Here is a 25,101-nt window from a genome sequence, read left to right on the forward strand (position 1 = left end):
ATATCCACGCGCACGCGATTAACGAATCAACTTCAACCCCGGCGGCAGCGCCTCCCCCAGCATCCTCGTCTCGCTCGCCTGATCCAGCTCCACCACCTCGCGCACCATCGCCGTCCACGCCCCCGGCGCGCCGATCGACCCAAGGCGCCGCAACACCTCGGCGCGCACCGTCTCGCTGATATCGCGTGAGCGGTCGCCGGTCATGCGCGCGATGTGGGTGGCGGCAAAGCCCGCCGGCTCGATCTTCTTCCAGTCCAGCAGCAGTAGCTTGGCCAGCCAGGCTTCGGCCGCCTGCGCGGGCGCGACTTCATGCGCGCTGGCGTGGAAGGACTGGCGCGCGCCGACCCGGCCCAGCGCCCACAGGTAGCGCGCATAGGTGGCGGCCGTTTTCGCATCGAGCTTGGCGCCGGCGCGCGGGATGGCGTCGATCTGCTCCATCATCCAGTGGCCGATCTCCGCCTTGTAGGCCGAGGGAATGCGTTCCAGCGAAGCGCCCAGGCGCAGCATGTCCTCCTCGCTGCCGTCGACCAGGGTGATGGGGCGCTTGCCGCGTTCGGACGCGTCGGCCTGCAGGTTGAAGGCGAAGTCGTCGAGCAGGCGCAGCTGCGCTTCGGTGTCGAGCCCTCCGGCCACGCGGCGCCACAGCGTCCACCATTCGGCGCGCACCTGCGTGTCCTTGTGGTATTGCACGCCGCCCTCGAACATCGCCCACAGCTGTTCGATGCGCCAGCTGTCGAGCGGGTGGCCGAAGCCCGGACGCAGGCAGAAGCCCGCCAGGTTCAGCCAGGCGCGTTCGTGCTCGCTCGACCTGCGCCGCCCCTTGGCGCGCTCCATCAGCGCATCGAACAGGCGCCGCAGGAGCGGCGTGGCCCATGCTTCGCGCCGGCCCAGCAGGTGCTCGAGGCTTGCGCGCAGCTGGCGTACTTCCTTGGTGTCGACCGCTTTCGAGCGGGTGCCGAAGACGCGTTCGAGTTTGTCGATGGCGGCATCGGTCTGCGGCGGCAGGAGGTCGGTATCGACTGCCTCGTCTTCACTGTCCGTTTCACGCAGCTGGAAGGCGAGCTGCCAGCGTCCGCTGCCGTCTTCGGCCACGCAATGCACTTCCAGCGAACCGACTTCGCTCAGCGACGCCACCAGCTGCACCGCGATCTCGCTGCGCGGCGCGGCGCCCGGTGCGGCGCGCAGGACGGTGGCAATCGGCGGCAGTCGCACGACCTCGTCCGGCGCGAGATCGACCAGTGCGCCCGGCTGCGGCGCCTGGCCCGCGTCGGCCACCGTCGAGACGATGTGGAAGCGCACCGGGCGCCCCAGGCGCAGCGCGAAGCTGCGGTCAAACAGGCGCACCTCCTGGCTGGCGGCCGTGCCGCGCGGGAGCAGGCAGACGGCGCGCAGGCCGGCGGCCGAACGTTCGCCCTCGAGCAGCAGGTAGTAGCTGCGCGCGGCGCCGCTTTCGATGCCTGGCGCCTGGCCCTGGCGCGCCAGCGAATAGGCGACGCCGCCGCGCGCCACGGCCACGTCCGGGTCGAGGTTGTGCAGGATGCGCAGCGGCTGCCCGCGCCAGCGCGCCAGCGTCTCGGCCAGGCGCTCGGCCAGTGCTTGTCCGCGGAATACGCCGCCGTTGAGGAGCAGGGTGTCCGGCACGGGCAGGGTGTCGTCGTCCTCGGCCAGGCCGAGCGCTGCGCGCGCCGCGCTTGCATGCTGGCGCAGGAAGCTGGCCAGGTGGCGCGTGACGGCCGGGTCGCTCGCATACGGCAGGCCGAATTCGACGATGCCGGCGCGCGCGCGGCGCGCCGGTTCCTGCGTCTCGTTCAGGGGGAAGAAGCCGTCCAGCACCACGCGCTCGATGTCCTCGCGCAGCAGCTCGGCCTTGCGGCTGGCGCCGATCAGGCGCGAACCGGCGCCCAGCAGCGTGACCGCCACCTGATCCGGCGCGCCAGGCGCCAGCAGCTGTTCCTTGGCCGCGCGGCAGCGTTCCGTCAGCTGGGCCAGGCGCCCCGCCGACAGGCGTGCGGGAGGCGCCGTTGCGCCATCCTGCTGCGCCATGCGCGTTTCCACCAGGTGGGCCAGCGCCAGGTCCATGTTGTCGCCGCCGAGGATCAGGTGGTTGCCCACGCCAATGCGGGTCAGCTGCGGCTCGCCTTCGGCCAGTTCGACCTTGACCAGGCTGAAGTCGGTGGTGCCGCCGCCGACGTCGGCCACCAGCACCAGGCGCGTACCGCGTAAATCCTCGGCCAGCGTGGCGCGGTGCCGATACAGCCAGTCGTAGAGCGCGGCCTGCGGTTCTTCCAGCAGGCGCAGCTGGGGCAGGCCGGCCATCCTGGCCGCTTCGAGCGTGAGCGCGCGGGCGCCTTCGTCGAAGGAGGCCGGCACGGTCAGCACGACTTGCTGCTGTTCGAGCGGATGCTGGGGGAAGCGGATGTTCCAGTTGGCGCGCAGGTGGGCCAGGTAGCTGGCGCTGGCGGCCACCGGCGAGACCTTCGGCACCTCAGGCTCGGCGCCCCAGGGCAGGATGGGCGCCATGCGGTCGACGCCGGGGTGCGACAGCCAGCTCTTGGCGCTGGCCACCAGCCGGCCCGGCGTCGCCGCGCCGAGAATGCGTGCGAGGCGGCCGACGGCCATGCGTTCGACGCCGGCAACGTCGGGCAGCTGCCAGGGCAGCTGCAATTGTCCCGGCCCGAGTTCTTCGGCAGCGGGGTGGTAGCGGTTCGAGGGCAGCAAGGGCGCTGCAACCACTTCGCCGGGCGCGGCCAGCTGGTCGATCGAAAACAGTTCGACCTCGGCCGCACCGGGCGCGGCATAGGCCAGCACCGTATTCGTGGTGCCGAGATCGATGCTGACCAGGTAGGGCGTCACTGAGGGTGTCACTGAGGCGTCACTGGTCCGACGTGGAGCGAACGTCGAATTCGACTTTCCAGCGCTGGCCGTCACGCGCCACCGCCGCCAGTTCGAGCGTTCCCGCTTCGGTCGCCAGCGCGTGCAGGGTCACCTGCACCACGTCGCCCGGAGTGCGGCCATCGGCCGGCAGCGTGGCCTGGATTTCGTTCTGTTCCTGCAGCTCGTCCGGGCCCCAGAAGTCGAGCACCTCGCCGATCGCATCCTGGCGCCGCGTGGTGGAGCCGAAGAAGCGGAAGTGGACAGGTTCGCCCACCACCAGGCCGAATTCCTGGCCAGGCAGTTCGAGTTCGCTGCCTTCTTCCATGCCGAAGGGCGCCACGCACAGGGCCTGGATCGGCGGTTCCATGCCGGGAATGGCCGGCATCGACGATTCGACGCCGACATAGTAGGAACGGGCCGTCCCGCCGCGGATGCGCACGCCGCCGCCGCGCCGCGCATAGCTGTAATAGGCCGCGCCGCGCGCCACTGCCAGGTCGAGGTCTGCGCCTTCCAGCATGCGTGCGGCCTCTGCGCCTTCCATGTAGAGCCAGTCGTTGAGGGTGTCCATCACGCGCTGGGCCAGGATGGCGGACTTGAAGACGCCGCCGTTGAACAGCACTGCGCTCGGATGCAGGAAGCTGTGTTCGGCGCTCACGCGGCCCTCGAAGCCTTCGAGTTCTGCCGTGGCACCGGCCTGGCGTGCCAGGAAGGCGCTGAGGTGCTTCGTGATCGCGGCATCCTGCGCATACGGCAGGCCCAGTTGCGTCAGGCCCGCACGCGCACGCGTCGCAGGACGCGCGCCGGCTTCCACACGCGGGAAGAAGCCATCGGTAATGAAAGTGGTGACTTCCTCGCGCGTGAGTTCCGTGCGAATCGAGCCGCCGATCAGCTTCGAGCCGCGGCTCGGCACCACGATCGGCCAGGTGGTGGCATTCGCGTCGGCCAGCAGATGTTCCTTGGCGCCGCGGCAGCCGTAGGTGAGGGCGCGCATCTGCCAGGCGTCCAGCTGGGTGCCGTTGGCGGCCAGCTTGCGCGCGACCAGGTGGGCCAGCGCCAGGTCCATGTTGTCGCCGCCAAGCAGGATGTGATCGCCCACGGCCACGCGGTGCGGTTCGAGCTTGCCGTCGCGTTCGAGGATGGCGATCAAGGAAAAGTCGCTGGTGCCGCCGCCGACGTCGACCACCAGCACGATGTCGCCGGCTTTCACCTGCTTGCGCCAGCTCCCATTGCTGCCCTGGATCCAGCTGTACAGGGCCGCTTGCGGCTCTTCCAGCAGGGTGGCGGAGGTGTAGCCGGCCTTGCGGGCCGCTTCGGCCGTCAGTTCGCGCGCGCCCGGGTCGAACGAGGCGGGAATCGTCACCGTCACCTGCTGCTCGTCGAAGGGCGCTTCCGGATGCGCGCTGTCCCAGGCGCGGCGCAGGTGCGCCAGATAATGGGTCGAGGCCTCGAGTGGCGAGACGCGCGTGACTTCTTCCGGCGCGTCCGGCGGCAGGATGGCGGCGCGGCGGTCCACGCCCGGATGACAGAGCCAGCTCTTGGCCGACGACACCAGGCGGATCGGCGTGGTGGCGCCGCGCGAACGCGCCATCTCGCCGGCGACAAGCGTCTCGCCTTCCGTATTCCACGGCAGGGCCAGTTCGCCCGGCGCCAGTTCGTCCGGATGCGGCAGGTAAAGGAAGGAGGGCAGCAGCGGCAGCGCTTCGACCGTGCCGGGCGCGGTCAGCTGCGGCACGGACAGGACGCCGTGCGCGGTATTCTCGCCGTCACTCGCTTCCAGGTCGACCCAGGACAGCGCGCTGTGCGTGGTGCCGAGGTCGATGCCGATGGCGTAGCGCGCGCTCACAGTTCCACCTCGGCGGGCGCCAGCACGCTGGCGTCGTGTTCCTTGGCCAGCTGCGGCAGGCGCACCTCAGTCGCCTTCCAGCCGCGGTGGGTGAGCAGGCCCTTGAACGGGGCCTTGCCGACCACGTTGCCGGTCAGGCGCACGCTGGACGCATCGAAGCCTTCTTCGAGCGTGACGCGCGTGCCTTCGGCCTCGCTGCGCACCGGTTGAATCGTGAAGTGGTCTTTCAGCACGCGTGCACAGCCTTCGTGCACCACGCGGGCGGCGGCGCCGATGTCGGCGTCGGCATAGGCGGCCAGGTTTTCGTGGGCGAAGTCGATCAGGCGCGCCTCGCGCTGCAGCAGGGTCAAGAGTTGCAGAGCCGCTTCCGGCGTGGTTTCGCGCAACTGGACGGGGACCGGGACCGGGGCGGCGGCGGGCGCCGGCATCGGGGCGGGTGCGGCGACGGGGCCGACCTGGTCATCGCGCACGCGCGCGGCGAATTCGGCGTCGCCGACGGTTTTGAAGAAGGTGCTGAAGGCGAGGGAGAGCCGGCTCCAGAAAGAGGGCAGTTGGGTCGGTGTGCTCATTCTTGATGTTCTGTAGGGTAAGTGACCGGCGCGCTGTCAGACAGCGTCGGGGCCTGGGTCCGGACAAACGCGAATGATACCAGTTTGACCACGGGGCGAGCACGCACGCGGCGGGCACGTCGCGCCCGCCGGCCCTGGCCATATGCTGCCCTTGAACAAGAATGCAATACCCTTTGCGCGCGCCCTCAGCCGCGCCGCGCCGCCTCAATCGTGGCGATGTCGATTTTTTGCATCTGCATCATCGCTTCGAAAACGCGCTTGGCCACGGCCGGGTCGGGGCTGGCGACGCCCTCGAGCAGGACGCGCGGCGAGATCTGCCACGACAGTCCCCATTTGTCCTTGCACCAGCCGCAGGCGCTTTCCTGGCCGCCGTTATTCACGATGGCATTCCACAGGCGGTCGGTTTCTTCCTGGTCCTCGGTGGCAATCTGGAAGGAAAACGCCTCGCTATGGGTAAAGGCCGGGCCGCCGTTGAGTCCCACGCAGGGAATGCCGAGCACCGTGAATTCGACCGTCAGCACATCGCCCTCTTTGCCAGATGGAAAGTCGCTCGGTGCGTGATGGACTGCTTTCACTTCGCTGTCCGGAAACGTTTCAGCGTAGAAGCGCGCGGCCTCGAGTGCGGCGCCGTTGAACCAGAGGCAGATCGTGTTCTTGTTCATGGTGTTCTCCTGTTGTGAAGGTTCTTATTCCTTGATGTCAGCTTCAACCAGTTGCGCCAGCAAAATCAACGATTCCTGCCAGCCGAGATAGCAGGCCTCAGCCGGAATCATCGCAGGAATGCCTTCCTGTTTCACCTGCATCTCGACTCCGCAAAACACCTCGCGCAGCGTGACCGTGGTCTGCATCCGGCCCGGCAGGTTCGGGTCGTCGAAGGCGGCCGTATAGCACAGGCGCTTGCCCGGTTCCAGCTCCAGGTACTCGCCGCCGAAGGCATGGCTGTGGCCGGTGGTGAGATTCGTGAACGACATCCGGTAGCGCCCACCCACGCTGGCATCCATTTCGTGCACGGTGCCGAAGAAGCCGTGCGGCGGCAGCCATTTGGCCATGGCGCCGGGTGTCGTGAAGGCGCGGTAGACGCGCTCGGCTGTGGACTTGAGCACGCGGTGCAGCTCGACGGTATTCGTGGACATGATCGGTTTCCTTATGTGAAGACAGAGGACGTCCCTCTGGAAATACGACGAAGACAGGGTCCGGTATTCGACAGCGCGGCGCACTTATTTTTCGTTGGCCAAGCATGATTTTTGTGTCCGGCTGGAATTTAATTGTGTCGGATTTCTTTACATTTTTATAATTGATGAGTTATCGATAATTTGCAAGTGCCTGATTTTTAACGCCGTAAATGGGCTGGTACGAGGGTTGCTAGTAGTAGGTTGCGGTTCCTGATCAACCACCGAATGAGGAATTCAGTCATGAAACTTTTCAAGAAACTGGCCTGTGCTACTGCGGTTGCATTGTCAATGGGCGCTGTCCACGCGGCCCCGGTCCTGAACGACTGGGTTTTCAATCCAACCGGTGGCGGCTTCGCTAGTGGTCAGGAAATCAACGAGTATCTGGACGTGAACGGCAATGCCTTCATCCAGATCAACCCAACGGGCGGATCGAGCTTCTCGTTCACCGAGCACGCAGTGTTCAACATCACCCAGGCTGACAGCAACGGCGCGCTGTTCCCAGTGAATTACCCGGGCGGCAACATCACCGCAATGTTTGAAGCGACCGGTACCGGCAATTTCAGCGGCTCCTTCAGCTTCAGCGGCGGCACCATTCGCATGTTCCAGAACCCGGCCAACAACCAGTACGCCACCACGGCCGGCATCTATGGCGCCAACCTGGGTAACGAGATTGCCGTGTTCACCGTGATGGCCGGTGGCGGCGGTTTGGTCGATGCAAGCGGCTCGCCCACGAATAACGGCCAAGTGACCGTGTTCGCACGGGCAGAGGCGGGTGGACTCGATTCCGGCTACTTCTTCCGTGAAAACGGTGAGGACCTGTCGACGGAATCGATCATGGCCTTTGCCTTCACCAACGCCAACACCGTTTCTTCGCCAACCGACACCCTGGTGGACGAAGTGGCTTGCGAATACGCTGGCTTCACGGGCAATGGTTGCAACGGCTCCGCCTATGCAAATACCCCGACCAACTTCTTCGTGAGCAACAACGGTCAGTTCAAGCTGTCCGAAGTGCCGGAGCCAGGTTCGCTGGCCCTGTTCGGTATCGCCATGCTGGGCGCGGGCGTCGTGACCCGCCGCCGCGCCGCCAAGATGTAAATCGTTTCAGGCGCATGGACAGGAGCGGGCTTGCCCGCTCTTTTTTTTTGCTCAGAAGCGGTAGGCCTGCCCATCGTCCGGCACCAGCACCCGCGCCTCATCCATCCCGGTTTCGGCCACATGGTCGAGCAAGTCGCGGCGCGATTGCGTCATGTGGTTGAACGCCTCCATGTGGATGCCGATGACCGTCGCGCCCGGCGCCGCATCATGGGCACGTTTCAGGTCGTGCTTGCCCATGATGATCGCGTCATCGAAACCGGCGACGCGCGCATGGCCCGTGTTGAGGACGATGACGTCGGGCCGGCAGTTTGCTATGGCCGCTTCCACGGCGGGCGTCCAGACCGTGTCGCCGGCCACGTACACCGTCTTGCAGCCTTCGCGCCGGAACACGATGCCGATCGTCTTGCCCAGGAAGGAGCCCAGCATCGCCATGACGGCCGTGCTCCCATGCTGGCCCGTGACCGGCGTCAGGCGCACGCCGCGGAACTCGCTCTGCTCACCGAGCACGCGCACGTCCGTAAAACCGTCCTTGCGGATGCTGGCGGCGTCCTGCTCGTCCTGTGCGAACAGGGGGATGTCCTTGGGCAGCGCCTGTTTCGCCGCTTCGTCCCAATGGTCGAGATGGGTGTGGGTGACGATGACGGCGTCGGCCCGGACGATCTCCTCGATGGGCAAGGGCAGCTCGACCAGCGGGTTGCGCAGGTGGCTGTTGACCGTGCCTTCGAAGCCGGGATAGCTGTCTTTTTTCGCCAGCATCGGGTCGACCAGGAAGGTGGTGTCGCCATAGCGAATCTTGACGGTGGCATTGCGGATCTGCTGGAAGCCGACGGTGCCGGTATTGGCGTCGACGAGGGCGTTGTCGAGAACGGGTGCGAGGGTCATGGTCTTGTCCTTTGGTTGTGAAGTGAGGCCATTCTCTGCTCGGCGGCGCGGCGCCGACAGTGGCCCGAAGGTCGATGTTCGATATAATCGGGCCATGTCGATCACCCATCCCCAGCGCATCGCCGTCGTCGCTTTTGCGGGCATGACGCCGTTTCACTTGTCGGTTCCCTGTCTCGTCTTCGGCAGCATGAGCGAGGGGGCGGCGCCCTTCGAGGTGCTGGTCTGCGCCGCCGAAGGCAAGGCCTTGCCTACCTCGGCCGGTTTCGCCATTGCGGTGGAGCGCGACTTGTCGGTCATCGACAGCGCCGACATCGTCATCATGCCCGCCTGGCACGAGGACTGCCGGCCCGCGCCGGTCGAGCTGCTCGACCATTTGCGCCGCGCGCATGCCAGGGGCGCGCGCGTGGTGGGCTTGTGCCTGGGCGCCTTCCCGGTGGCGCAGGCGGGCCTGCTGGACGGGAAGACGGCGACGACGCATTGGGAGCTTGCCGCCGGCCTGGCGCGGCGCTACCCGAAGGTAAAAGTGAACCGGGACGTGCTGTACGTGGACGAGGGCAGGGTACTGACGTCGGGCGGGGTGGCCGCGGGGCTCGATTGCTGCCTGCACCTGCTGCGCGAACTGCGCGGTGCGGAGGTCGCCAACCGGGTGGCGCGGCGCTTGCTCATCGCGCCGCACCGGCAGGGCGGGCAGGCGCAGTTCATCGAGCATCCTGTGCCGTCGAAGGCGAGCCAGGGACGCTTTTCGGAAGTGCTGGACTGGGTGCTGCACAACCTCGCCCAGCCGCACGGCATCGACGCCCTGGCCGAGCGCGCCGCCATGAGCCGCCGCAATTTCACGCGCCACTTCCGCCAGGCGACCGGCACCTCCTTCAAGCAGTGGCTGCTGAGCCAGCGGCTGGCCCAGGCGCAGCGCATGCTGGAGTCGACGAATGCGTCGATCGAGGTGGTGGCGGGCGAAGCCGGCTTCGGCACGGCCCTGTCGCTGCGCCAGCATTTCCGGGCCAGCCTGCATACCTCGCCCTCGCACTACCGCCGCCAGTTTCGGGCGGGACAGGCCGGCGCCTAGGGCAGGACACGGCGCATTCCGCTATCATGGCAGGCCTTCGGATCGCCCGCAGGTCAATCATCCAGGCACATGGAAGCGTATGGAAAGCCACACCGAACGAAAACAGATTCACTGGAATCCACGCCCGCGCACGCGCGCCGGCCTGCATCTGAAAACCGAGAAGCTGCCGTATCAACGGCCGGTCATCGCCCACTCGCAGTTCACGGCCAGCGCCATCATGGTGGCCGAGCGCATGGACCTGCGGGCTTTATCGGGTTTCGAAATCATCGCCAAATCGCCCTTCATGGTGAAGCTGGGCGGGGGCGGGATCGCGGCGCTGTTTCGCTACGGCGCCGTGGTCCTGTTCAACGCCTCGAGCGAGGAAAAGGCGAACCTGCTGGAGATGCTGGCCGCCCATTCGTCCGGCCCGGGCGATATCGGCGCCGAAGAAGTGGCGATGATCCACGTCGGCCCGGACGACGAGGAAGGCCCGTCGGGCCAGTACATCAAGATCAAGAATGCGGACCGCCTGCGTTTGCAGCTCATCGCCGAAGTCATGGCAAAGGCGACCATGCTCTCGTTCCAGGAACGGCGCGCCGCGCGCGACTTCGATCGCAGCGAACCGCTGGCGCGCGACCTGGCCGAAGACGGGCGCTTCTCGGCCAAGCCGGCCGAACTGCTCAAGGCGGTCGGCAACATGCTGCTCGCTGAAAACCGCCTGAACGGCCGCGCCGGCGTGCTCGATCGCCCCGACCTGCTGTGGGATAACCCGGGCCTGTCCGGCCTGTACGCCAGGCTGGAGGGCGACTACGAGCTGCACGACCGCGCGGCGGCGCTGGACCGCAAGCTCACCACCCTGTCGCATACCTCGGAAACGCTGGTCGAAACCATGCGCTACCACAGCTCGCACCGGCTGGAGACGGCGATCTTCCTGCTGATTTTTGTCGAGCTATGCCTCGGGCTCTACGGCCACTTCGGGCATTAAGGCACGGCGCTTACTGACGCGCCTGGATCCCTTGCTTGTCCGCCGCGGCAATCACCTTGTTGACGGCCGCGATCACCAGTTCCGGCTCTTCGAGCTGGATGTTGTGACCGCTCTTTGAGGTCACTACCTGCGCGCCCTCGCTGAACTGGCGCACGAAGCTGGCGTGCAGCGCCTGCTTGACGGCCACCGCCTGCGCCGTCTCCAGGAAGAACATCGGCTTGTCCGCCTGCTGCACCGAGGTCAGGACCACGGTCGGCACGTTCGGCAGCGTGCCGGCCAGCGGCAGCGTGCCGCTGTCGAGCACCGGCTGCAAAAACTTCAGCTCGCTCTGGAACTTGGCCGGCACCATGGCGGCGAACTGGCGGTCGTCTTCGGCAACGCGCGCCGCATCGAGCTTGCGCAGGGCGGGATTGAAGCCTTCGTCGGCCGGGTCGACCAGCACCATGCCCGCGACCTGGCCCGGGTGGCGCGCGGCAAAAGCGCGCACCAGCAAGCCGCCGTAGGAATGGCCGACCAGGATGAAGGGCGGCGTCAGCTTGGCCGCGGCAATGAGCTGTTCGAGTTCGGCCGTCGCCTGCTCGAAGCTGCGCGGCTCGGGACGCGGATCGGAACTGCCGTGGCCCGCGCGCGAATAGGTGACGGTGCGCGCGACCTTGGCCAATTCAGGCGCGACTTTGCGCCAGGCGCGCAGGTCGGTCCCGAAACCCGATTCCATGATGACGGTGTAACGGCCGGCGCCGCCGCTTGCCACCTGCACCTGGTAGGGCTTGGCGCCGACTGCGATGTGTTCGGCCGTGAGGGGCGCGGCGGGCGCCGGCGTCTGGGCTTGCGCATGGGCGGCACAGCAAGCGATGATGGCTGCAGCGGCGAGGGAACGAATGAGGAGCTTCATCTTGTTTCCTTGTGATGGGTGAGACCTGCTTTCCGGATGCTTGAAGGTAGCATCCTGATGCACGGCCCATTGGCGCCGTGCGACGAACTGCCGAAGCAGCAGCCTGGAATGCAGCGCTTGAGAAAGGAAGAATACGGATGATGACCCTCTACCACTGCATGAATGCACGCTCCTTCCGTCCCTTGTGGATGCTGGAAGAACTGGGCCTGCCGTATGAATTGAAGATGCTGCCGTTTCCGCCGCGCGTCGTCGATAAAGCCTACCTGGCGATCAATCCGCTGGGGACCGTGCCCGCACTGTTCGATGGCGAGGTCCGGATGACCGAGTCGGCGGCCATCTGCCAGTATCTCGCGGCACGTGCCGGCTCAAACCTGAATGTCGAGCCGCACGAACCAGGCTATGCCGCCTATTTGAATTTCCTGCATTTCGGCGAAGCGACCCTGACCTTCCCGCAAACGCTGATCCTGCGCTACGCCCGTTTCGAACCCGCCGAACGCCGCTCGCCGCAGGTGGCCGAGGATTACGAAAAGTGGTTCCTGGCGCGGCTGCGCACACTCGAGCCGCTGTTGGAGCAGCACGCTTTCCTGGCGGCGGACCGCTTTACGGCCGCCGACGTCTCGGTCGGCTACGCGCTGTCACTGGCGCAGCGCCTGGGCTTGCACGCGCGCTTCACGCCGGAAGTGGCGCGCTACTGGGAGCGCCTGCAGGGGCGTGACGGGTACCAGGCTGCGCTGGCATCCCAGGAGCGCGCCGCAGTGGCGCAAGATGTGTCGACGCTGTCCGCGACGGATGTCCAGCCTTGACGCACTGGCCGGCTTCTTCGTCCTGCGCAATCAGCCGGCCGGCAGCGCATTCACGGCAACCGGAAGCAGAAGGCGCGCCGCCGCGTAGCGGTTGATGCGTGCCACCGCTTGGGCGGGGCCATAGTCGACGAAATTGAGCAGCCTGCGATTGCGTGCCGTATGGAGCAAGCCGGCAAGCGCCAGCAACAGCAGCGCAATCAACAGAAAGATGTCGGGCATGCTTACTCCGGCCGCGGCGTATCCGGCAGGGTCGCCGCCCCGGTCACCAGGGCCTGGCAGTAGGCCCCGAAATCGTCCAGCCCGCGCTTGATGATCGTCACCAGCGCCGGCAGGGGCGCGGCCTGGTAGTCCCATTCGGCGCGGCAGAATTCGCCGGTGCGCTTCAGGTCCTCGGCCAGGGTGGGGTCGATCCAGCCGTTGTCGGCCAGGATGGTGATGACTTCGCGCTCGTTGAAAGGTTCGCCCAGGTCGGCCATGGCGATGACGTAGTCGCCCATCTCGACCGCCGCTTCCCAGGCGCGGATCACGTTGAGCGTGGCCGCGTCCTGGCGCGTGAGGTCGCCGACGAAAGTCGTCGGGTCCTTCTCGTACTCTTCGCGCGCGCGGCGGCAGCAGCGTTCGATGGTGGCGGTCTTGCCGATCAATACGGTGTCATCCATGCTGGCTCCTTACATCAAGAACAGGATTGCGGCAACGATCGTCGGGCCCAGGGCGCCGGCCAGCAGGCCCAGGGCGCCGATCGATTCGTCGTTGAAGCCGCGCCGCAGCAGGGCGGCGCCGGCGGGGTTCGGGGCATTGGCGATCACGGTCAGGCCGCCGCCGGCAACTGCACCGGCCACCAGCATGTATTTGGCGTGCTCGGACAGCCCGGAGATCAGCGAGCCGAGATAGGTCAGTGCCGCATTGTCCGTGATTGCGGTCAGGCCCAGCGCACCGAAGAACAGGGCGGTGGGGGAGAGGCTGGAAATGATCGGCTGCAGCCACCATTGCTGCATCCCGCCCAGCACCACCAGCCCGGCCAGGAAAAAGCCGACCAATAGCCCTTCTTTCAGGATCAAGGGGTCCTGGTGGCGCTGGTAGGCCTGGGTAAAGCCCAGGAACAGCAAGAACAGGCCGAGGAAGAGCACCGGGTGGTGCGCCAGCAGCACGACCGCGGCCAGGAACAGCAGGTGGACGGCCGAGACTTTGAGCGGAACCGGCTTGATGGCCTCGCCCGTTGCCGGCGCCAGGTGTTTGCGCAGCAGCAGGGTGACGACGCTGGCGTTGATGAGCACGGCCAACGCCGCGCGCCAGCCGAAGTGGGCCAGCATGTAGGCACTGTCCCAGCCCCAGGTCGAAGCGACCATCAATACCGGCGGTGCCGCATAGGCCGTCAGGGTGCCGCCGATCGAGACGTTCACGAACAGCACGCCCAGCGCGCCGTATTTCAGCGGTTCCGGAATCCCGGGGCGAAACACCTGGGGCGCCAGCATCAGGGCGGCCAGCGTCATCGCGGCCGGTTCGGTGATCAGGGAGCCGGTGAGCGGCACCAGGCCCAACCCCAGCCAGGCAAGGGCGACTTCGGTACGCACCGGCACGATCCGCGCCAGCGTGCCCAGCAGCGCGCGTACGGCGTCGAGGATCGGACGCGAAGCGGCGATGACCATGACCACGAACACGAACAGGGGTTCGGTGTACTGGCGCGATTCGGCGTAGTCGACGGCGCTGTCCGGGCCGGAAATGAAGGCCATCGCCGCGATCAGGACGAAGGCCCAGAAGCCGAACACGACCTCGACTTCGCCGAGCAGGTGGTACAGGCCTTCATGGCGCGGATGGCGGTCGGCCAGCAGCTCGAACCCTTTGGCGGAGAAGGTATGGATCAGGGCGCAGGCAAAGACGATGGCGCCAACGAGCTGCATGGTGGTCATGCGCGGCACCCGTGAAATGGGAAAGCGTTCATTGTCAGTAAAATAATGAATGAAGGTCCATTATTTCACCTTTTGGGGCGGACCGGATTCCATCCGCCGCGCGCAGCCGGACATTCGTTATCGGGCAAGCAAGGTATAATCCACCGAGGGTGATCGTACCGCAGGGTACGACAGGATGCGCGATGGTCGGGCCGCCACGCGGTACCGTTACGCCTGTCGCCCATGATCCTGCCCTCGTCCATCTTTCCGCTGCTGCCGGCAACTCCCTCCCTCCCTGGCCTCGATTCGTCCTGACGCCATATCGCCCTGCTTTTCAGCAGGCGACAGCCTTTGCCCGTCCGCGGGCTTGTTAACAAGTGCAGTCCGGACCATGACCGTGGGCCGGCCAACGGAGAAGAAAATTGCGCATCGAAAAGCGACTCTCAAAAACATTCAAGCAATTCACCGAATCGGGCAAGGCGGGCGGCATCGTGCTCATCGTCTGCACGGTCGTCTCGCTCCTGCTTGCCAATTCGCCGCTGGGCGAAGGTTATCTCGGTTTCTGGCACCAGTATGTGGCCGGCCTGTCCATTGAACACTGGGTCAACGATGCGCTGATGGCCATCTTTTTCCTGCTCATCGGCCTGGAACTCGAGCGCGAGCTGCAGAACGGCGAACTATCCGATATCAGGAACGCGATGCTGCCGATCCTGGCCGCGGCCGGGGGCATCGCCGTACCCGCGCTGATCCATTTCATGTTCAATGGCGGGACTGCGACGCAGGCCGGGATCGGCATCCCGATGGCGACCGATATCGCGTTCGCACTCGGTGTGCTGGCCCTGCTCGGGAGCCGGGTGCCGGCATCGCTGAAGGTCTTCCTGACCGCGCTGGCGGTAATGGACGACCTCGGCGCGATCATCGTTATTGCCGTCTTCTATACGGCCGAACTGTCTTTCCTGTACCTGGTGGGGGCGTTTGCCGTCTTCGCCGCGCTGCTGGCCACCAACCGCGTGCTGCGCGTCATGGCGCTCTGGCCCTATCTGCTGGGAGGCGCGCTGATGTGGTTCCTGATGCTCAAGTCGGGCGTGCATGCCACGATCGCCGGCGTGCTGCTGGCCTTTACCATCCCGTATTCCAGCGTCGAGGACGATGCCGCGTCGCCTTCGCACCGGCTCGAACACGTGCTGCACAAGCCGGTCGCCTTCCTGATCCTGCCGGTGTTCGCCCTGGCCAATACGGGCATCGTGATCGGCACCGGCTGGGCCGGGGACCTGATGTCGGCGAACAGCCTGGGCATCGCGCTGGGGCTGGTCGTGGGCAAGCCGGTCGGTATTTTCCTGTTCAGCTTTGGTGCGGTCCTGCTGGGCATTTGCCGCCTGCCGCTCGACCTGGCGTGGCGTCATGTGCTCGGTGCCGGCCTGCTGGGCGGCATCGGCTTTACCATGTCGATCTTCATCACCAACCTGGCCTACACGGGCCAGGCGGATGTGATCAATGCGTCGAAGATGGCGATTCTCCTTGGATCGCTGGTGGCGGGCGTGATCGGTTTTGCCTGGCTCAAGTTTCTCGGTGCGCCACTGGCTTCGGATCCGGATACCGATACCATGGACTTCGACGACGCCCCGCTGCGCGCGCGTTGACATGAAGGCGATCCTGCACCCGGCCAGGGCGGTGGCCCTGGCCTTCCTGGCGGCGATCCTGATCGGCACGCTGCTGCTGACGCTGCCGGTGGCGCGTGCGGACGGGAGCGCGGCACCGGCGATGGTGGCCTTCTTCACTTCGGTGTCGGCCGTGTGCGTCACGGGCCTGGTCACGGTCGACACGGGCAGCTACTGGTCGACCTTCGGCCAGGCGACCATCATGGCGCTGTTCCAGCTGGGCGGCTTCGGCATGATGACGGCGGCGACCTTGCTGGGCCTGATGGTGAACCGCTCGCCGCGGCTGCGCACGCGCCTGATGACGCAGACGGAGACGCGTTCGCTGGCACTGGGCGACGTGCGCAGCGTGGCCAGGGTGGTGCTGGCGATGACCTTGCTGTGCCAGTGCGTCATCGCGGTGGTGCTCATGCTCAGGCTGCACCTGGGGCATGGCCTTGGCTGGCGCGAGGCGGCCTGGTCGGGGCTGTTCCATGCGGTTTCCGCTTTTAACAATGCCGGCTTTTCGATCCATGGCGACAGCCTGGTGCGCTACGCCGGGGATGCGCTCATTCTTCTTCCCCTGATGGCGGGATTCATCGTTGGGGGCATCGGCTTTCCGGTACTGCATGACTTGCGTCAGCGCTTCAACGATCCGCGCCACTGGTCGCTGCACACCAAGCTCACGCTGGCGGGCACACTGGTGCTGCTGCTCACGGGCTTTTGCGCCGTGCTGCTGTTCGAATGGGACAATCCCGGCACGCTGGGGCCGCTTGGCATCGGCGGGAAGTTGCTCAACAGTTTTTTCATTTCGGCCTCGGCGCGTACCGCCGGTTTCAATACGGTCGATATTGCCGCGTTGACGCAGGAAACCTGGGCGCTGCATTACCTGCTCATGTTCATCGGCGGCGGCAGTGCCGGCACCGCCGGCGGCGTGAAAGTGGCGACCGTCGCCGTCCTGTTCCTGCTGGTGCTGGCCGAAGCGAAAGGGCACAGCGACACGGAGGCGTTCGGCCGCCGGGTCGGGGCATCGGCCCAGCGCCAGGCCATCACGGTGCTGGCGATCGGCAGCGCGCTGGTCGTGCTCAGTACCGTGGCCTTGCTGCGCATAACCCATTTTCCGACCGATCAAATTATTTTTGAAGTGATATCCGCATTCGGCACGGTTGGCCTGTCCACTGGCATTACCGCGCAGTTGCCGGAAGCGGGCCAGGCAATACTGGCCTTATTAATGTTTTTTGGCAGGGTAGGTACGATCACGCTGGCCACGTCCCTGGTCATGGGTGAGCGGCGCATGCCTTATCGTTTTCCGGAGGAGCATCCAATTGTTGGGTAGAATTTTCACAGAGCAGTTCGCATTTTCAAGCAGCGACAGCGTCGTCGTCATTGGCCTGGGCCGCTTCGGCGGCGCCGTTGCCCAGTCGCTGGTGCGCCTCGGCCACGATGTCATGGGCATCGATCACAAGGAAGACCTGGTGCAGGTCTGGGCCGATCGCCTGACCCATGCCGTGCAGGCCGACTCGACCAACGAAAACGTGATGCTGCAGCTCGGCGTGGCCGACTTCTCGCATGCGATCGTCGCCATCGGCTCGGACCTGGCCGCCAGCCTGATGACGCTGATGGTGCTGACCGAGCTGGGCATCAAGGATATCTGGGTCAAGGCCATGTCGCCCGAACACGGACAGATCGCGCAACGCATTGGCGCCCATCACATCATCTATCCGGAAGCCCACATGGGCGAGCGCGTTGCACACCTGATTACCGGACGCATGATCGATTTCATCGAGTTCGAAGACGGGTTTGCGATCGCAAAAATCCATGCGCCGGCCGAGACCCATGACAAGACCCTGGCCGAAGCCCATGTGCGCTCGCGTTTCGGCGTCACGATCGTCGGCGTCAAACGCGCCAACGAAGACTTCCAGCATGCCTTGCCCGACACCCACATCCGCCCGGCGGACCTGCTCATCGTGTCGGGGCCGACCAGGAAGATCGAAGAGTTTGCGGCGGGCAAGCGCAAGAACGCCTAGCCGGCTGGCTGATGTTCCGGATGATAGTCCGCATGCTGGCGCCGCACGAGCGCCAGATCGGCCGGGAAGTCCAAGGCGCGTTCGGCACGCGCCAGCGCCAGGTCGGCGTGGCGCCGGGCCGCCAGGGCAAGCTGCACATCGCCGCAGCGGCCCAGCTCGCCGAGCACGCGCTGTACCCGCATTGCCACTTCAAGCAATCCGGCGCCGTCGCGTGCCAGCGCCGGAAAGACATCGTCGAACATGTCGTCGAGCGCCAGGGGCGGCACTTCCACCCGGTCGTACTCGGGCACCTCCGGCGCGGCGCGGCTGGCCCAGTTGGCGAACAGGCGTTGCAGGGAGCCGAGGATGCCGATGGCCGTGCCAGGGTCGTTGATGCCCGGAGATAAGGCGCGCGACCCGATCTCCGCCAGCACCACCAGGCCAAAGCGCGGGTCGTCGTCGAAGCGGCGCACCGGGCCGACGGTAAAGGCCGCGCGCAGGAGGCCGGCGTCGACCGCGCCGCTGTCTGCTCCATCCGGCAGCACATAGCCGAGCGGCCGCGACGGCTCGATCATGCCTCCAGGGACGACAGCGAGCGTGATACGGAGCTTGTTGCGCTCGGCCAGGCGCTGCAATGCCGGCATGTCCACCCGTTGCAGGTAGCCGCTTTCGGCGCCATGGAAGGCAAGGCCGCAGTGCGGACCGCTGGCGCTCAGCCCGCCGAGGCAGGGAAGCTGTCGGCGCCGGTCCATGGCCTTGCCCGTTGCCTGCTCGACCTTGGCGATCACGGCGCCGAGCCGGCCCAGCCGCGCGATGCTGTCGACCCAGCGCACGAAGACCAGCACCACGATGATCAGGGTCAGCAGGGTCAGCACGAACAGCGTGAAGCGTCCGGCCTTGCCGAAATAATCGTTGGTCGCCGCGCTCAGCGCCACGATGGCATAGATAAAGGCGCCGACGAAGACCGACAGCGCGTTTTGCGACACGTCGTCGGCCACCACCAGCGGGAAGGCGCGCGAGCTCGCCGACTGGCCGGTGGAGGCATACGCGGCGACCATCGAGGCCACGGCGAAGGTGGCCACGCCAAGCATGCTGGCGGCAATAATCTTCAACAAGTCGATGATCGCGCCCTGGGCGATTTCAGGAACCTTCCAGTCGATGGGGATACTGTCGGCGAAATGCGCCAGCAGCACGCCCGCCACCGACAGGACGCAGGCAATCACGGGCTTGATCCACAGACGCTCGCGGTAGCGGTTCAGGAGGAACTGGAGGCGGTCGGGCAGCTGCATGCGGGGACTTTCGGTGCGGGGCGTCAAAAATCGTAGCGCAGGCCGGCCACGATGGCCCGGCCGCCGCGCATGCCGGGGTCTGCGTCGGCCAGCCCGCCGCGGCGCGCGACGAGGGCGGCCGTATCTGCCTCGCGATAGACTTCGGCAAACAGCGTGTGCTTGTCGGACAGCGCGTGGTCGAGGCCGAGATGGACGATGTTGCCGCCATAGTTCTCCACCTGCACGAGCATGAGCTTGAAGGTGGTTTTGCCCGCGACATAGCTGCCGAACAGATTGACGGCGCGATTGCCGTCGCTTGAAAATCCGCCCGGCCGGCGGTTGCCGGTGTCGAACAGCTCGACCTTCAGCGCCAGATACAGCTTGCCGAGCCGATGGCTGGCGGACAGTCCGTACAGCCGGTTGCTGCCGTAGCCTGCATTGCCCCGGTCATCGATGCCTGCCGCGACCCGGGTCTCGCCGTGCACCCAGGCGGCCGTCGCCTGCCAGCGCCGCGCGTCGATGCGCGAGGTCGAGACGCTGTTGGCGGAACTGCCGGCATACGCGGCAGCCATCGAGAGCCCGTGCAGCTCCGGCGTTTCATAAGCGACGGTCCGGGCGACCCGAAACACGGTATACGTCGCGAAGCCGCTGTAATAACTGCTGAACATATCCACCGGCGCGGCAATCGCATTGTAATAAGGCATCCACTGCTGGCCGTAGCTGATCGTGCCGGCAGTCCCGCGCAATCCGACCCGTGCGATCCGCAGGCGCTCTTGCTGGTCATACGGGTCGCGCAGCCTGACGTTGGCGGAATCGGCAGGAAGTTCCAGATGCCCGAACAGCGCCAGCGCGGCGCCCTGCGGATAGTCGAGTTTCACGCCCAGGCGCGAGTATGCATCGCGCAGCGACGTATACGCGGCGACGCGGTCGCGGCGATCCGGACTGACCCGTTCCGCCTGCATGCGCAGCGAGCCGTAGAAGTCGATGGCTGGTTTTGTTTGGGCGGCGGCGTCGCTGCAATGGCAGCTGGCGACGGCCAGGGCGACGCCCGCCGACATGGGTCCAGGTTTAAACATGGGCTGTCCTCAGGATCTCGAACATCAATTCGCGCACACCGTCCCAGACGATCTGTACGCCCAGGCACAGCAGGATGAACGCCGTCAGGCGCAGAAACACCGCGGTGCCGGCTTCACCGATCAGGCGCAGCAAGTGCTCACCATAGCGGAAAGCCAGGTACAGGAGCACGCCAATGACCGCCAGCGCCAGCAGCGCAGCGCCCATGCGCGCCAGCGAGGCCGCCAGTTCCGCGTCGTGCAGGGTGACGCCGACCGTGATGGCAACCGAGATCGAGGCCGGGCCGCAGCTGATCGGAAAGGTCAGTGGGTAAAAAGCCTGCCGGTGCGCGTGATCGGGCGTGAAGGCATCGGCCAGCGCGGTCCGGCTATCCTGGTTGGCCGGCGTCGCGCCGAGCAGCCGCCAGGCGACGGAAGCGAGGATCAGGCCGCCGCCGACGCGCACGATGGGAAGCGAAATACCGAAGAAATCGAGGACGTAGGAACCGATCAGCATCGAACCTGTCATCAGCCAGAACATGTTGCGCGCAATGCGGCGCGCAAGCAGGGTGCGGGTCGCAGGCGACGCGCCTTCGGTCATGCTCAGGAAGATCGGCGCCGTCGCGGCCGGATTGAGAATCGGTAGCAGTGTCACCAGCACGAACAGGAAACTCTTGGCAGCTGCCAGCATCAGGTCGGCTGTCATGGCAAACGAAGGAGCTGCATTGGTATCTTCCTGGAAAACGACCGGCGTCGTATGAGGGGGCGTGCCCGGGTGAGGCCAGTCGCGCGACATAGCCACTCTACCTGCGACGCGGTTCGGCGGACACACCACTGGCGGGACGCGTTGTGCTGCGCAGCATTCCATTATATAAAATACATGCATATTTGTGCAAATGTGACTGGTTTGTTACAATTCACCTTCTCTGCATCAATACCAGGCAGGTACAGCGCCAAGGCGACACTGCGTTGACGCCCTCGTTCCCTGTATCCGTTGACGTACGACACGCCGCGGGCGACACGAAGCGGCTTCACGCTTCACCACGATGGAAACCAGGCTATGCGCTACGTCTTTCTTGGAAACGGCTTGACTACATGGTCCATTGCCCTGGGCATTGGATTGTCTGTCTGTCTCCTTCTGTATTTTGCCAGGCAGCTGGTGGTGCGCCGTCTCGCGCTGTTTGCGGCCACGACGGCGACCTATCTGGACGACCTCGCGGTGAAGGTCCTGTCGGCCACGCATCCGCTGTTCTTCGTGCTCATGGGTGTGTACGCCGGGGCGCAGTCGCTGGCCCTGCCCGAGGCGCGGCTGACCTTGCTGTCGCGCCTGGCGATTGCGGCATTGCTGCTGCAGGTGGCGCGCTGGGGCGACGTCGGCGTGCGTGCGTGGCTGCATCATTACCGTACCCATCGCGCCGGCCAGGATGCGGCCAGCACCACGTCGACCGCGGCGCTCGGCTTTGTCGTGCGCACCGTGATATGGCTGGTGATCATCCTGATGATTCTGGATAATTTCGGCGTGAATATCACGACGCTGGTCGCCAGCCTGGGGATTGGCGGCATCGCCGTCGCACTGGCGCTGCAGAACATTCTCGGCGACTTGTTCTCGTCGCTGTCGATTGTGCTGGACAAGCCGTTCGAGGTGGGCGATTTCATCACCGTCGACGATATCTCGGGAACGGTCGAGTTCGTGGGCCTGAAAACGACCCGGATTCGGGGACTCGGCGGCGAGCAGGTCGTTTTTTCGAACAGCGACCTGCTCCAAAGCCGGATTCGCAACTTCAAGCGGATGCAGACGCGGCGCATCGTTTTTGGGATCGGCGTGACTTACGAGACAAGCAAACAGCAACTTTTGGCCATTCCTGACATACTGCGCGAGGCAGTGCAGGCCCAGCCGGACGTGGATTTCGACCGGGCCCATTTCAAGGCCTTCGGGGCCTCGTCGCTCGATTTCGAAACCGTATATATCGTCAAAACGCCGGCCTACGGCGCCTACATGGACGTCCAGCAGGCGATCAATATGGCCCTGTTCGAGCGCTTTGAAAGCGAAGGTATCGAATTTGCGTACCCAACGCAGACGCTCTACCTGTCGCGCGTAAACAAGGCTACCGCCGTCGCGGAATAAAGGAAAGCTATGCAGATGTTTTTCTCGGCCGGCTTCATTTTGTTGATTGTCTTGTGGGGCATTTTTGCGCCGGACAATATGGCCGCCATCTTCGATACCTTGCTCGCCGCGCTCACGCGCAACTTCGGCTGGCTCTACCTCTGGGTCGTGCTGGCCATGGTGGTGTTTGCCGCATACGCGGCCTTCAGCCGCTACGGGAACCTGAAACTCGGCGCCGACGACGACGAGCCGGAGTTCGGCATCGGCAGCTGGTTTGCCATGCTGTTTGCCGCCGGCATGGGCATTGGCCTGGTGTTCTGGGGCGTGGCCGAACCGCTGTCGCATTACGGTACCGCGCCTCCCGGCACGCAGGCCAATACGCCGGAAGCGGCCAACGCCGCCATGCGCTATGTGTTTTTCCACTGGGGCATCCACCCCTGGGCCGTGTACAGCGTGGTCGCGCTGGCGATCGCCTTCTTCCAGTACCGGCGCGGCGCCAGTCCCCTGATCAGCAGCGTGACGAGCGCCTTGCCCTGGCGAGCGGTGCAGTCGATGGCCGGGCTGTTCAACGTCATCGCCGTGGTGGCCACCGCTTTCGGCGTGGCCGCTTCGCTGGGTGCGGGTGCGCTCCAGATCAACAGCGGCTTGAACGCGGTATTCGGGCTGGACGTGGGCAAGGCGGCGCAGGTCGCGATCATCGTCCTGACCGCCGCGGTATTCATCTCATCGGCCGTCACCGGCGTCGACAAGGGCATCCGCTACCTGTCGAACTTCAACATGGGGGTGGCGGTACTGCTGGCGCTGGCGGTATTCGTGCTGGGGCCGACGGTGGCGATCATCGATACTTTCTCGAATACCCTGGGCAACTACCTGAGCGAGTTCGTGCGCATGAGCCTGCGCGCGACGCCGTTCCGCGACAGTAGCTGGGTCGGCAACTGGACGATCTTCTACTGGGCCTGGTGGATTTCCTGGTCGCCTTTCGTGGGCCTGTTCATCGCGCGCGTCTCGCGCGGGCGCACGATCCGCGAGTTCATCCTCGGCACCGTGCTGGCGCCTTCGCTGGCCGCCTTCGTCTGGTTTTCCATCTTCGGCGGCACCGCTCTGTATCTGGAGATCTGGCAGCAGGTGCCGCTGTCGGCGGCGGTCAAGGCCGACGTGGCGACGGCGCTGTTCGCCATGTTCGACGCGATGCCTTTCGGAATGGTGATGTCGGTGCTGGCCACGCTGCTGGTGTTCGTGTTCTTCGTGACCTCGGGCGACTCGGCCGTGCTGGTGCTGGGCATGATGAGCACCGGGGGCAATCCGAATCCGCCACGGCGCATCAAAATCATCTGGGGCGTGCTGGTGGCCGGGATTGCCGTGAGCCTGCTGCTGGCCGGCGGCCTGAAGGCGGTGCAGACGGCCACGATCCTGTTTGCCTTGCCGTTCGCGCTGGTGATCGTCCTGATGATGATTTCCCTGGCGCGTGCCTTGCGCGAGGATTGGCAGGCCGAGGCGCGGCGCGAGCGTGAGTTGCGGCGCCGCATGCGCGAGCTGGCCGTCAAATAGCCCGGCCGTCCATGAACGCCCCCGACAGCCAGCCGCTGCCTCCGTCCCCCTCGCTGCGCGCGGCTATCGCGCACCGATTCAGCCTGCTCGACGACAAGGCGGACGATGCCGAGATCGACCGCAGCCTCCGTGCCGGGATCGAGCTGCGCGGGGCGACGCCGTGGATCCTGATGCTGGCGATCCTGATCGCCTCGATCGGCCTGAACATCAATTCGAATGCGGTGATCATCGGCGCCATGCTGGTGTCGCCGCTGATGGGGCCGATCGTCGGGCTCGGCTATGGCGTGGGCATCTTCGACTTTTTCCTGGTGCGCCGTTCGCTGGCCAACCTGGCGATCGCCGCGGCGATCAGCCTGCTCACCTCGACGCTGTATTTCATGATCACGCCGCTCGACGAGGCGCAGTCCGAATTGCTGGCGCGCACCACGCCCTCGCTGTGGGACGTGCTCATTGCCCTGGCCGGCGGCCTGGCCGGCATCATCGGGCTGACGCGGCGCGAAAAATCGAACGTCATTCCCGGGGTGGCCATCGCCACCGCGCTCATGCCGCCCCTGTGCACGGCCGGCTACGGCCTGGCCAACGGCGACTGGGCCGTGTTCGGCGGCGCCTTTTACCTGTTTTCGATCAACTGCGTCTTCATCGCGTTCGCCGCGGTGGTGGTCATCGAATTCCTGCGCCTGCCGCATCGCAAGTTCGTCGATCCGGTGCGGGAGCGCCGCGTCAAGCGCGCCTTGATCGCGATCGTGCTGGTCACCGGCCTGCCGAGCATCTACCTGGCGGTGCGCCTGGTCGACAACGAGGTCTTCAGCAGCCGCGCGCGCGACTTCGTGCGCAAGGAGTTCAAGGCCGTCAAGGTCCATGTGCTCGAGACGCGCCTGACGCCGCGCACGCGCGACATCGAGGTTACCCTGATCGGCCGGCGCCTGCCTGCCGCCACGATCGGCGCGATCGAGGCACGCCTGGCGCCGGCGGGACTGCAGGGCGCGCGCCTGGCGGTGCACCAGGCACAAGCCGAGGATACCAACAAGATCGACGTCGGCAGCCTGAAGGCCGATATCCTGGCCGGCGTCGTGCGCAGCAACCAGCAGGTAGTCGACGACAAGGACGCCACCATCGCCGCGCTGCGCGCACAGGTCACAAACCAGCAGGGCTGGGTGGCGCAGGCCGACGCCGTGACGCGCGAGTTCGAGGCCCAGCATCCGCAGTGCGGCAACGTCCTGGTCGGCATGGCGGCGGCGCCCGAAGCGGGAGCGGGTTTGATTCCTTTCCTTAGCGCCGATTGCCGCAGGCTGCCGAAGGCCGCCGAGGCCACCCGGATCAAGGCCTGGCTGAAGGTGCGCATGAGCAATCCGGATGCCAGGCTGGTGCTGGCCGCGGTGCGCGGCGCCATCGTGCGCCGGCCGCCCCCGGCCGTGGAGGCGGCGCCGGCCGCTGCGCCCTAGG

General features: G+C 65.8%; 23 protein-coding genes. 10 read left to right on the forward strand and 13 right to left on the reverse strand.

The genetic code is table 11. From position 1 onward, the window contains the following. Positions 1–18 precede the first annotated feature (18 nt). The 5 genes from NMB41_RS06460 to NMB41_RS06480 all read right to left on the reverse strand — a co-directional run bounded on the left by NMB41_RS06460 (position 19) and on the right by NMB41_RS06480 (position 6,419). A complete protein-coding gene (locus NMB41_RS06460; RefSeq protein ID WP_494381651.1) occupies positions 19–2,865 on the reverse strand; it encodes an Hsp70 family protein in 2,847 nt (948 codons plus the stop codon). 7 nt (positions 2,866–2,872) lie between these two features. Further along, the gene (locus NMB41_RS06465; protein WP_494381652.1) at positions 2,873–4,717 is read right to left on the reverse strand and encodes an Hsp70 family protein; all 1,845 of its coding nucleotides are present in this window, start codon (positions 4,715–4,717) and stop codon (positions 2,873–2,875) included. Then, a complete protein-coding gene (locus tag NMB41_RS06470; protein ID WP_494381653.1) occupies positions 4,714–5,286 on the reverse strand; it encodes a DUF2760 domain-containing protein in 573 nt (190 codons plus the stop codon). The genes NMB41_RS06465 and NMB41_RS06470 overlap by 4 nt, the downstream gene beginning before the upstream one ends. Positions 5,287–5,471: 185 nt before the next feature. Beyond that, on the reverse strand, positions 5,472–5,948 hold the full coding sequence (locus tag NMB41_RS06475; protein WP_494381654.1) for a VOC family protein: 477 nt from the start codon (positions 5,946–5,948) through the stop codon (positions 5,472–5,474). Between the two features lie 24 nt (positions 5,949–5,972). Then, positions 5,973–6,419, reverse strand: a complete 447-nt coding sequence (locus tag NMB41_RS06480; RefSeq protein ID WP_494381655.1) for an SRPBCC family protein — start codon at positions 6,417–6,419, stop codon at positions 5,973–5,975. Positions 6,420–6,698: 279 nt separating this feature from the next. Here NMB41_RS06480 and pepA point away from each other — a divergent pair, with 279 nt between their 5' ends. Next, positions 6,699–7,553: a flocculation-associated PEP-CTERM protein PepA gene (gene pepA / locus NMB41_RS06485; protein WP_494381656.1), complete on the forward strand. Its 855-nt coding sequence runs from the start codon at positions 6,699–6,701 to the stop codon at positions 7,551–7,553. Positions 7,554–7,604: 51 nt separating this feature from the next. Here pepA and NMB41_RS06490 read toward each other — a convergent pair whose 3' ends face one another. Next, positions 7,605–8,435: an MBL fold metallo-hydrolase gene (locus tag NMB41_RS06490; RefSeq protein WP_494381657.1), complete on the reverse strand. Its 831-nt coding sequence runs from the start codon at positions 8,433–8,435 to the stop codon at positions 7,605–7,607. Between the two features lie 94 nt (positions 8,436–8,529). Here NMB41_RS06490 and NMB41_RS06495 point away from each other — a divergent pair, with 94 nt between their 5' ends. Continuing rightward, entirely contained in the window at positions 8,530–9,501 is a 972-nt protein-coding gene (locus NMB41_RS06495) for a GlxA family transcriptional regulator (RefSeq protein ID WP_494381658.1), read from the forward strand. A 79-nt stretch (positions 9,502–9,580) separates the two neighbouring features. Continuing rightward, the gene (locus tag NMB41_RS06500) at positions 9,581–10,465 is read left to right on the forward strand and encodes an RMD1 family protein (RefSeq protein ID WP_494381659.1); all 885 of its coding nucleotides are present in this window, start codon (positions 9,581–9,583) and stop codon (positions 10,463–10,465) included. A 10-nt stretch (positions 10,466–10,475) separates the two neighbouring features. Here the strand turns inward: NMB41_RS06500 and NMB41_RS06505 are convergent, their stop codons facing one another. After that, positions 10,476–11,357 (reverse strand): alpha/beta fold hydrolase, encoded by an 882-nt coding sequence (locus NMB41_RS06505; protein WP_494381660.1) that lies wholly within the window; start codon positions 11,355–11,357, stop codon positions 10,476–10,478. A gap of 137 nt (positions 11,358–11,494) precedes the next feature. Between NMB41_RS06505 and NMB41_RS06510 the strand changes: the two genes are divergently transcribed. Beyond that, positions 11,495–12,160 carry a glutathione S-transferase family protein gene (locus NMB41_RS06510; RefSeq protein WP_494381661.1) on the forward strand — a complete coding sequence of 222 codons (666 nt, stop codon included), beginning with the start codon at positions 11,495–11,497 and terminating at the stop codon, positions 12,158–12,160. Positions 12,161–12,190: 30 nt separating this feature from the next. Here the strand turns inward: NMB41_RS06510 and NMB41_RS06515 are convergent, their stop codons facing one another. From NMB41_RS06515 to NMB41_RS06525, 3 genes are read right to left on the reverse strand one after another with little or no spacing between them, the layout of a single operon-like run. Then, complete coding sequence (locus tag NMB41_RS06515) at positions 12,191–12,379, reverse strand: hypothetical protein (RefSeq protein ID WP_494381662.1); 189 nt, start codon at positions 12,377–12,379, stop codon at positions 12,191–12,193. A 2-nt stretch (positions 12,380–12,381) separates the two neighbouring features. Further along, positions 12,382–12,819 carry a type VII toxin-antitoxin system HepT family RNase toxin gene (hepT, locus tag NMB41_RS06520; protein WP_494381663.1) on the reverse strand — a complete coding sequence of 146 codons (438 nt, stop codon included), beginning with the start codon at positions 12,817–12,819 and terminating at the stop codon, positions 12,382–12,384. Between the two features lie 9 nt (positions 12,820–12,828). Then, positions 12,829–14,067, reverse strand: coding sequence for a putative Na+/H+ antiporter (locus NMB41_RS06525; RefSeq protein WP_494381664.1), 1,239 nt, complete (start codon positions 14,065–14,067; stop codon positions 12,829–12,831). A gap of 401 nt (positions 14,068–14,468) precedes the next feature. Between NMB41_RS06525 and nhaA the strand changes: the two genes are divergently transcribed. The 3 genes from nhaA to NMB41_RS06540 are packed head-to-tail and all read left to right on the forward strand — an operon-like array spanning position 14,469 to position 17,707. Beyond that, complete coding sequence (gene nhaA / locus NMB41_RS06530; RefSeq protein WP_494381665.1) at positions 14,469–15,686, forward strand: Na+/H+ antiporter NhaA; 1,218 nt, start codon at positions 14,469–14,471, stop codon at positions 15,684–15,686. Between the two features lies 1 nt (position 15,687). Beyond that, positions 15,688–17,016, forward strand: a complete 1,329-nt coding sequence (locus tag NMB41_RS06535) for a TrkH family potassium uptake protein (protein WP_494381666.1) — start codon at positions 15,688–15,690, stop codon at positions 17,014–17,016. Then, the gene (locus NMB41_RS06540; RefSeq protein ID WP_494381667.1) at positions 17,009–17,707 is read left to right on the forward strand and encodes a potassium channel family protein; all 699 of its coding nucleotides are present in this window, start codon (positions 17,009–17,011) and stop codon (positions 17,705–17,707) included. Before NMB41_RS06535 ends, NMB41_RS06540 begins: the two co-directional genes overlap by 8 nt. Here NMB41_RS06540 and NMB41_RS06545 read toward each other — a convergent pair. Genes NMB41_RS06545 through NMB41_RS06555 form a run of 3 tightly spaced genes read right to left on the reverse strand, consistent with a single transcriptional unit; the run spans position 17,704 to position 20,712 of the window. Beyond that, positions 17,704–18,975, reverse strand: a complete 1,272-nt coding sequence (locus NMB41_RS06545; RefSeq protein WP_494381668.1) for a DUF2254 domain-containing protein — start codon at positions 18,973–18,975, stop codon at positions 17,704–17,706. The two genes, NMB41_RS06540 and NMB41_RS06545, sit on opposite strands and share 4 nt — an antisense overlap. A 23-nt stretch (positions 18,976–18,998) precedes the next feature. Next, positions 18,999–20,030 (reverse strand): porin, encoded by a 1,032-nt coding sequence (locus NMB41_RS06550; protein ID WP_494381669.1) that lies wholly within the window; start codon positions 20,028–20,030, stop codon positions 18,999–19,001. Further along, on the reverse strand, positions 20,023–20,712 hold the full coding sequence (locus NMB41_RS06555; RefSeq protein ID WP_494382799.1) for a MarC family protein: 690 nt from the start codon (positions 20,710–20,712) through the stop codon (positions 20,023–20,025). The genes NMB41_RS06550 and NMB41_RS06555 overlap by 8 nt, the downstream gene beginning before the upstream one ends. Positions 20,713–21,066: 354 nt before the next feature. Here NMB41_RS06555 and NMB41_RS06560 point away from each other — a divergent pair, with 354 nt between their 5' ends. The 3 genes from NMB41_RS06560 to NMB41_RS06570 are packed head-to-tail and all read left to right on the forward strand — an operon-like array spanning position 21,067 to position 25,100. Continuing rightward, positions 21,067–22,131, forward strand: a complete 1,065-nt coding sequence (locus tag NMB41_RS06560) for a mechanosensitive ion channel family protein (protein WP_494381670.1) — start codon at positions 21,067–21,069, stop codon at positions 22,129–22,131. A 9-nt stretch (positions 22,132–22,140) separates the two neighbouring features. Beyond that, entirely contained in the window at positions 22,141–23,658 is a 1,518-nt protein-coding gene (locus NMB41_RS06565) for a BCCT family transporter (protein ID WP_494381671.1), read from the forward strand. A gap of 11 nt (positions 23,659–23,669) precedes the next feature. Beyond that, entirely contained in the window at positions 23,670–25,100 is a 1,431-nt protein-coding gene (locus tag NMB41_RS06570) for a DUF389 domain-containing protein (protein ID WP_494381672.1), read from the forward strand. Position 25,101: the final 1 nt, after the last annotated feature.

Source organism: Massilia sp. FBCC-B171, from assembly GCF_059134155.1.

What these genes read in the sequence shown, in the direction of transcription:
- NMB41_RS06565 (WP_494381671.1), top strand. Translation starts at nt 22,141, where the DNA reads ATGCAGATGTTTTTCTCGGCCGGCTTCATTTTGTTGATTGTCTTGTGG.
- NMB41_RS06505 (WP_494381660.1), bottom strand. Translation starts at nt 11,357, where the DNA reads ATGAAGCTCCTCATTCGTTCCCTCGCCGCTGCAGCCATCATCGCTTGC.
- NMB41_RS06560 (WP_494381670.1), top strand. Translation starts at nt 21,067, where the DNA reads ATGCGCTACGTCTTTCTTGGAAACGGCTTGACTACATGGTCCATTGCC.
- NMB41_RS06545 (WP_494381668.1), bottom strand. Translation starts at nt 18,975, where the DNA reads ATGCAGCTGCCCGACCGCCTCCAGTTCCTCCTGAACCGCTACCGCGAG.
- NMB41_RS06490 (WP_494381657.1), bottom strand. Translation starts at nt 8,435, where the DNA reads ATGACCCTCGCACCCGTTCTCGACAACGCCCTCGTCGACGCCAATACC.
- NMB41_RS06470 (WP_494381653.1), bottom strand. Translation starts at nt 5,286, where the DNA reads ATGAGCACACCGACCCAACTGCCCTCTTTCTGGAGCCGGCTCTCCCTC.
- hepT (WP_494381663.1), bottom strand. Translation starts at nt 12,819, where the DNA reads ATGGATGACACCGTATTGATCGGCAAGACCGCCACCATCGAACGCTGC.
- NMB41_RS06550 (WP_494381669.1), bottom strand. Translation starts at nt 20,030, where the DNA reads ATGTTTAAACCTGGACCCATGTCGGCGGGCGTCGCCCTGGCCGTCGCC.
- NMB41_RS06525 (WP_494381664.1), bottom strand. Translation starts at nt 14,067, where the DNA reads ATGACCACCATGCAGCTCGTTGGCGCCATCGTCTTTGCCTGCGCCCTG.
- NMB41_RS06495 (WP_494381658.1), top strand. Translation starts at nt 8,530, where the DNA reads ATGTCGATCACCCATCCCCAGCGCATCGCCGTCGTCGCTTTTGCGGGC.
- NMB41_RS06535 (WP_494381666.1), top strand. Translation starts at nt 15,688, where the DNA reads ATGAAGGCGATCCTGCACCCGGCCAGGGCGGTGGCCCTGGCCTTCCTG.
- NMB41_RS06475 (WP_494381654.1), bottom strand. Translation starts at nt 5,948, where the DNA reads ATGAACAAGAACACGATCTGCCTCTGGTTCAACGGCGCCGCACTCGAG.
- NMB41_RS06555 (WP_494382799.1), bottom strand. Translation starts at nt 20,712, where the DNA reads ATGACAGCCGACCTGATGCTGGCAGCTGCCAAGAGTTTCCTGTTCGTG.
- NMB41_RS06515 (WP_494381662.1), bottom strand. Translation starts at nt 12,379, where the DNA reads ATGCCCGACATCTTTCTGTTGATTGCGCTGCTGTTGCTGGCGCTTGCC.
- pepA (WP_494381656.1), top strand. Translation starts at nt 6,699, where the DNA reads ATGAAACTTTTCAAGAAACTGGCCTGTGCTACTGCGGTTGCATTGTCA.
- NMB41_RS06500 (WP_494381659.1), top strand. Translation starts at nt 9,581, where the DNA reads ATGGAAAGCCACACCGAACGAAAACAGATTCACTGGAATCCACGCCCG.
- NMB41_RS06570 (WP_494381672.1), top strand. Translation starts at nt 23,670, where the DNA reads ATGAACGCCCCCGACAGCCAGCCGCTGCCTCCGTCCCCCTCGCTGCGC.
- NMB41_RS06480 (WP_494381655.1), bottom strand. Translation starts at nt 6,419, where the DNA reads ATGTCCACGAATACCGTCGAGCTGCACCGCGTGCTCAAGTCCACAGCC.
- NMB41_RS06510 (WP_494381661.1), top strand. Translation starts at nt 11,495, where the DNA reads ATGATGACCCTCTACCACTGCATGAATGCACGCTCCTTCCGTCCCTTG.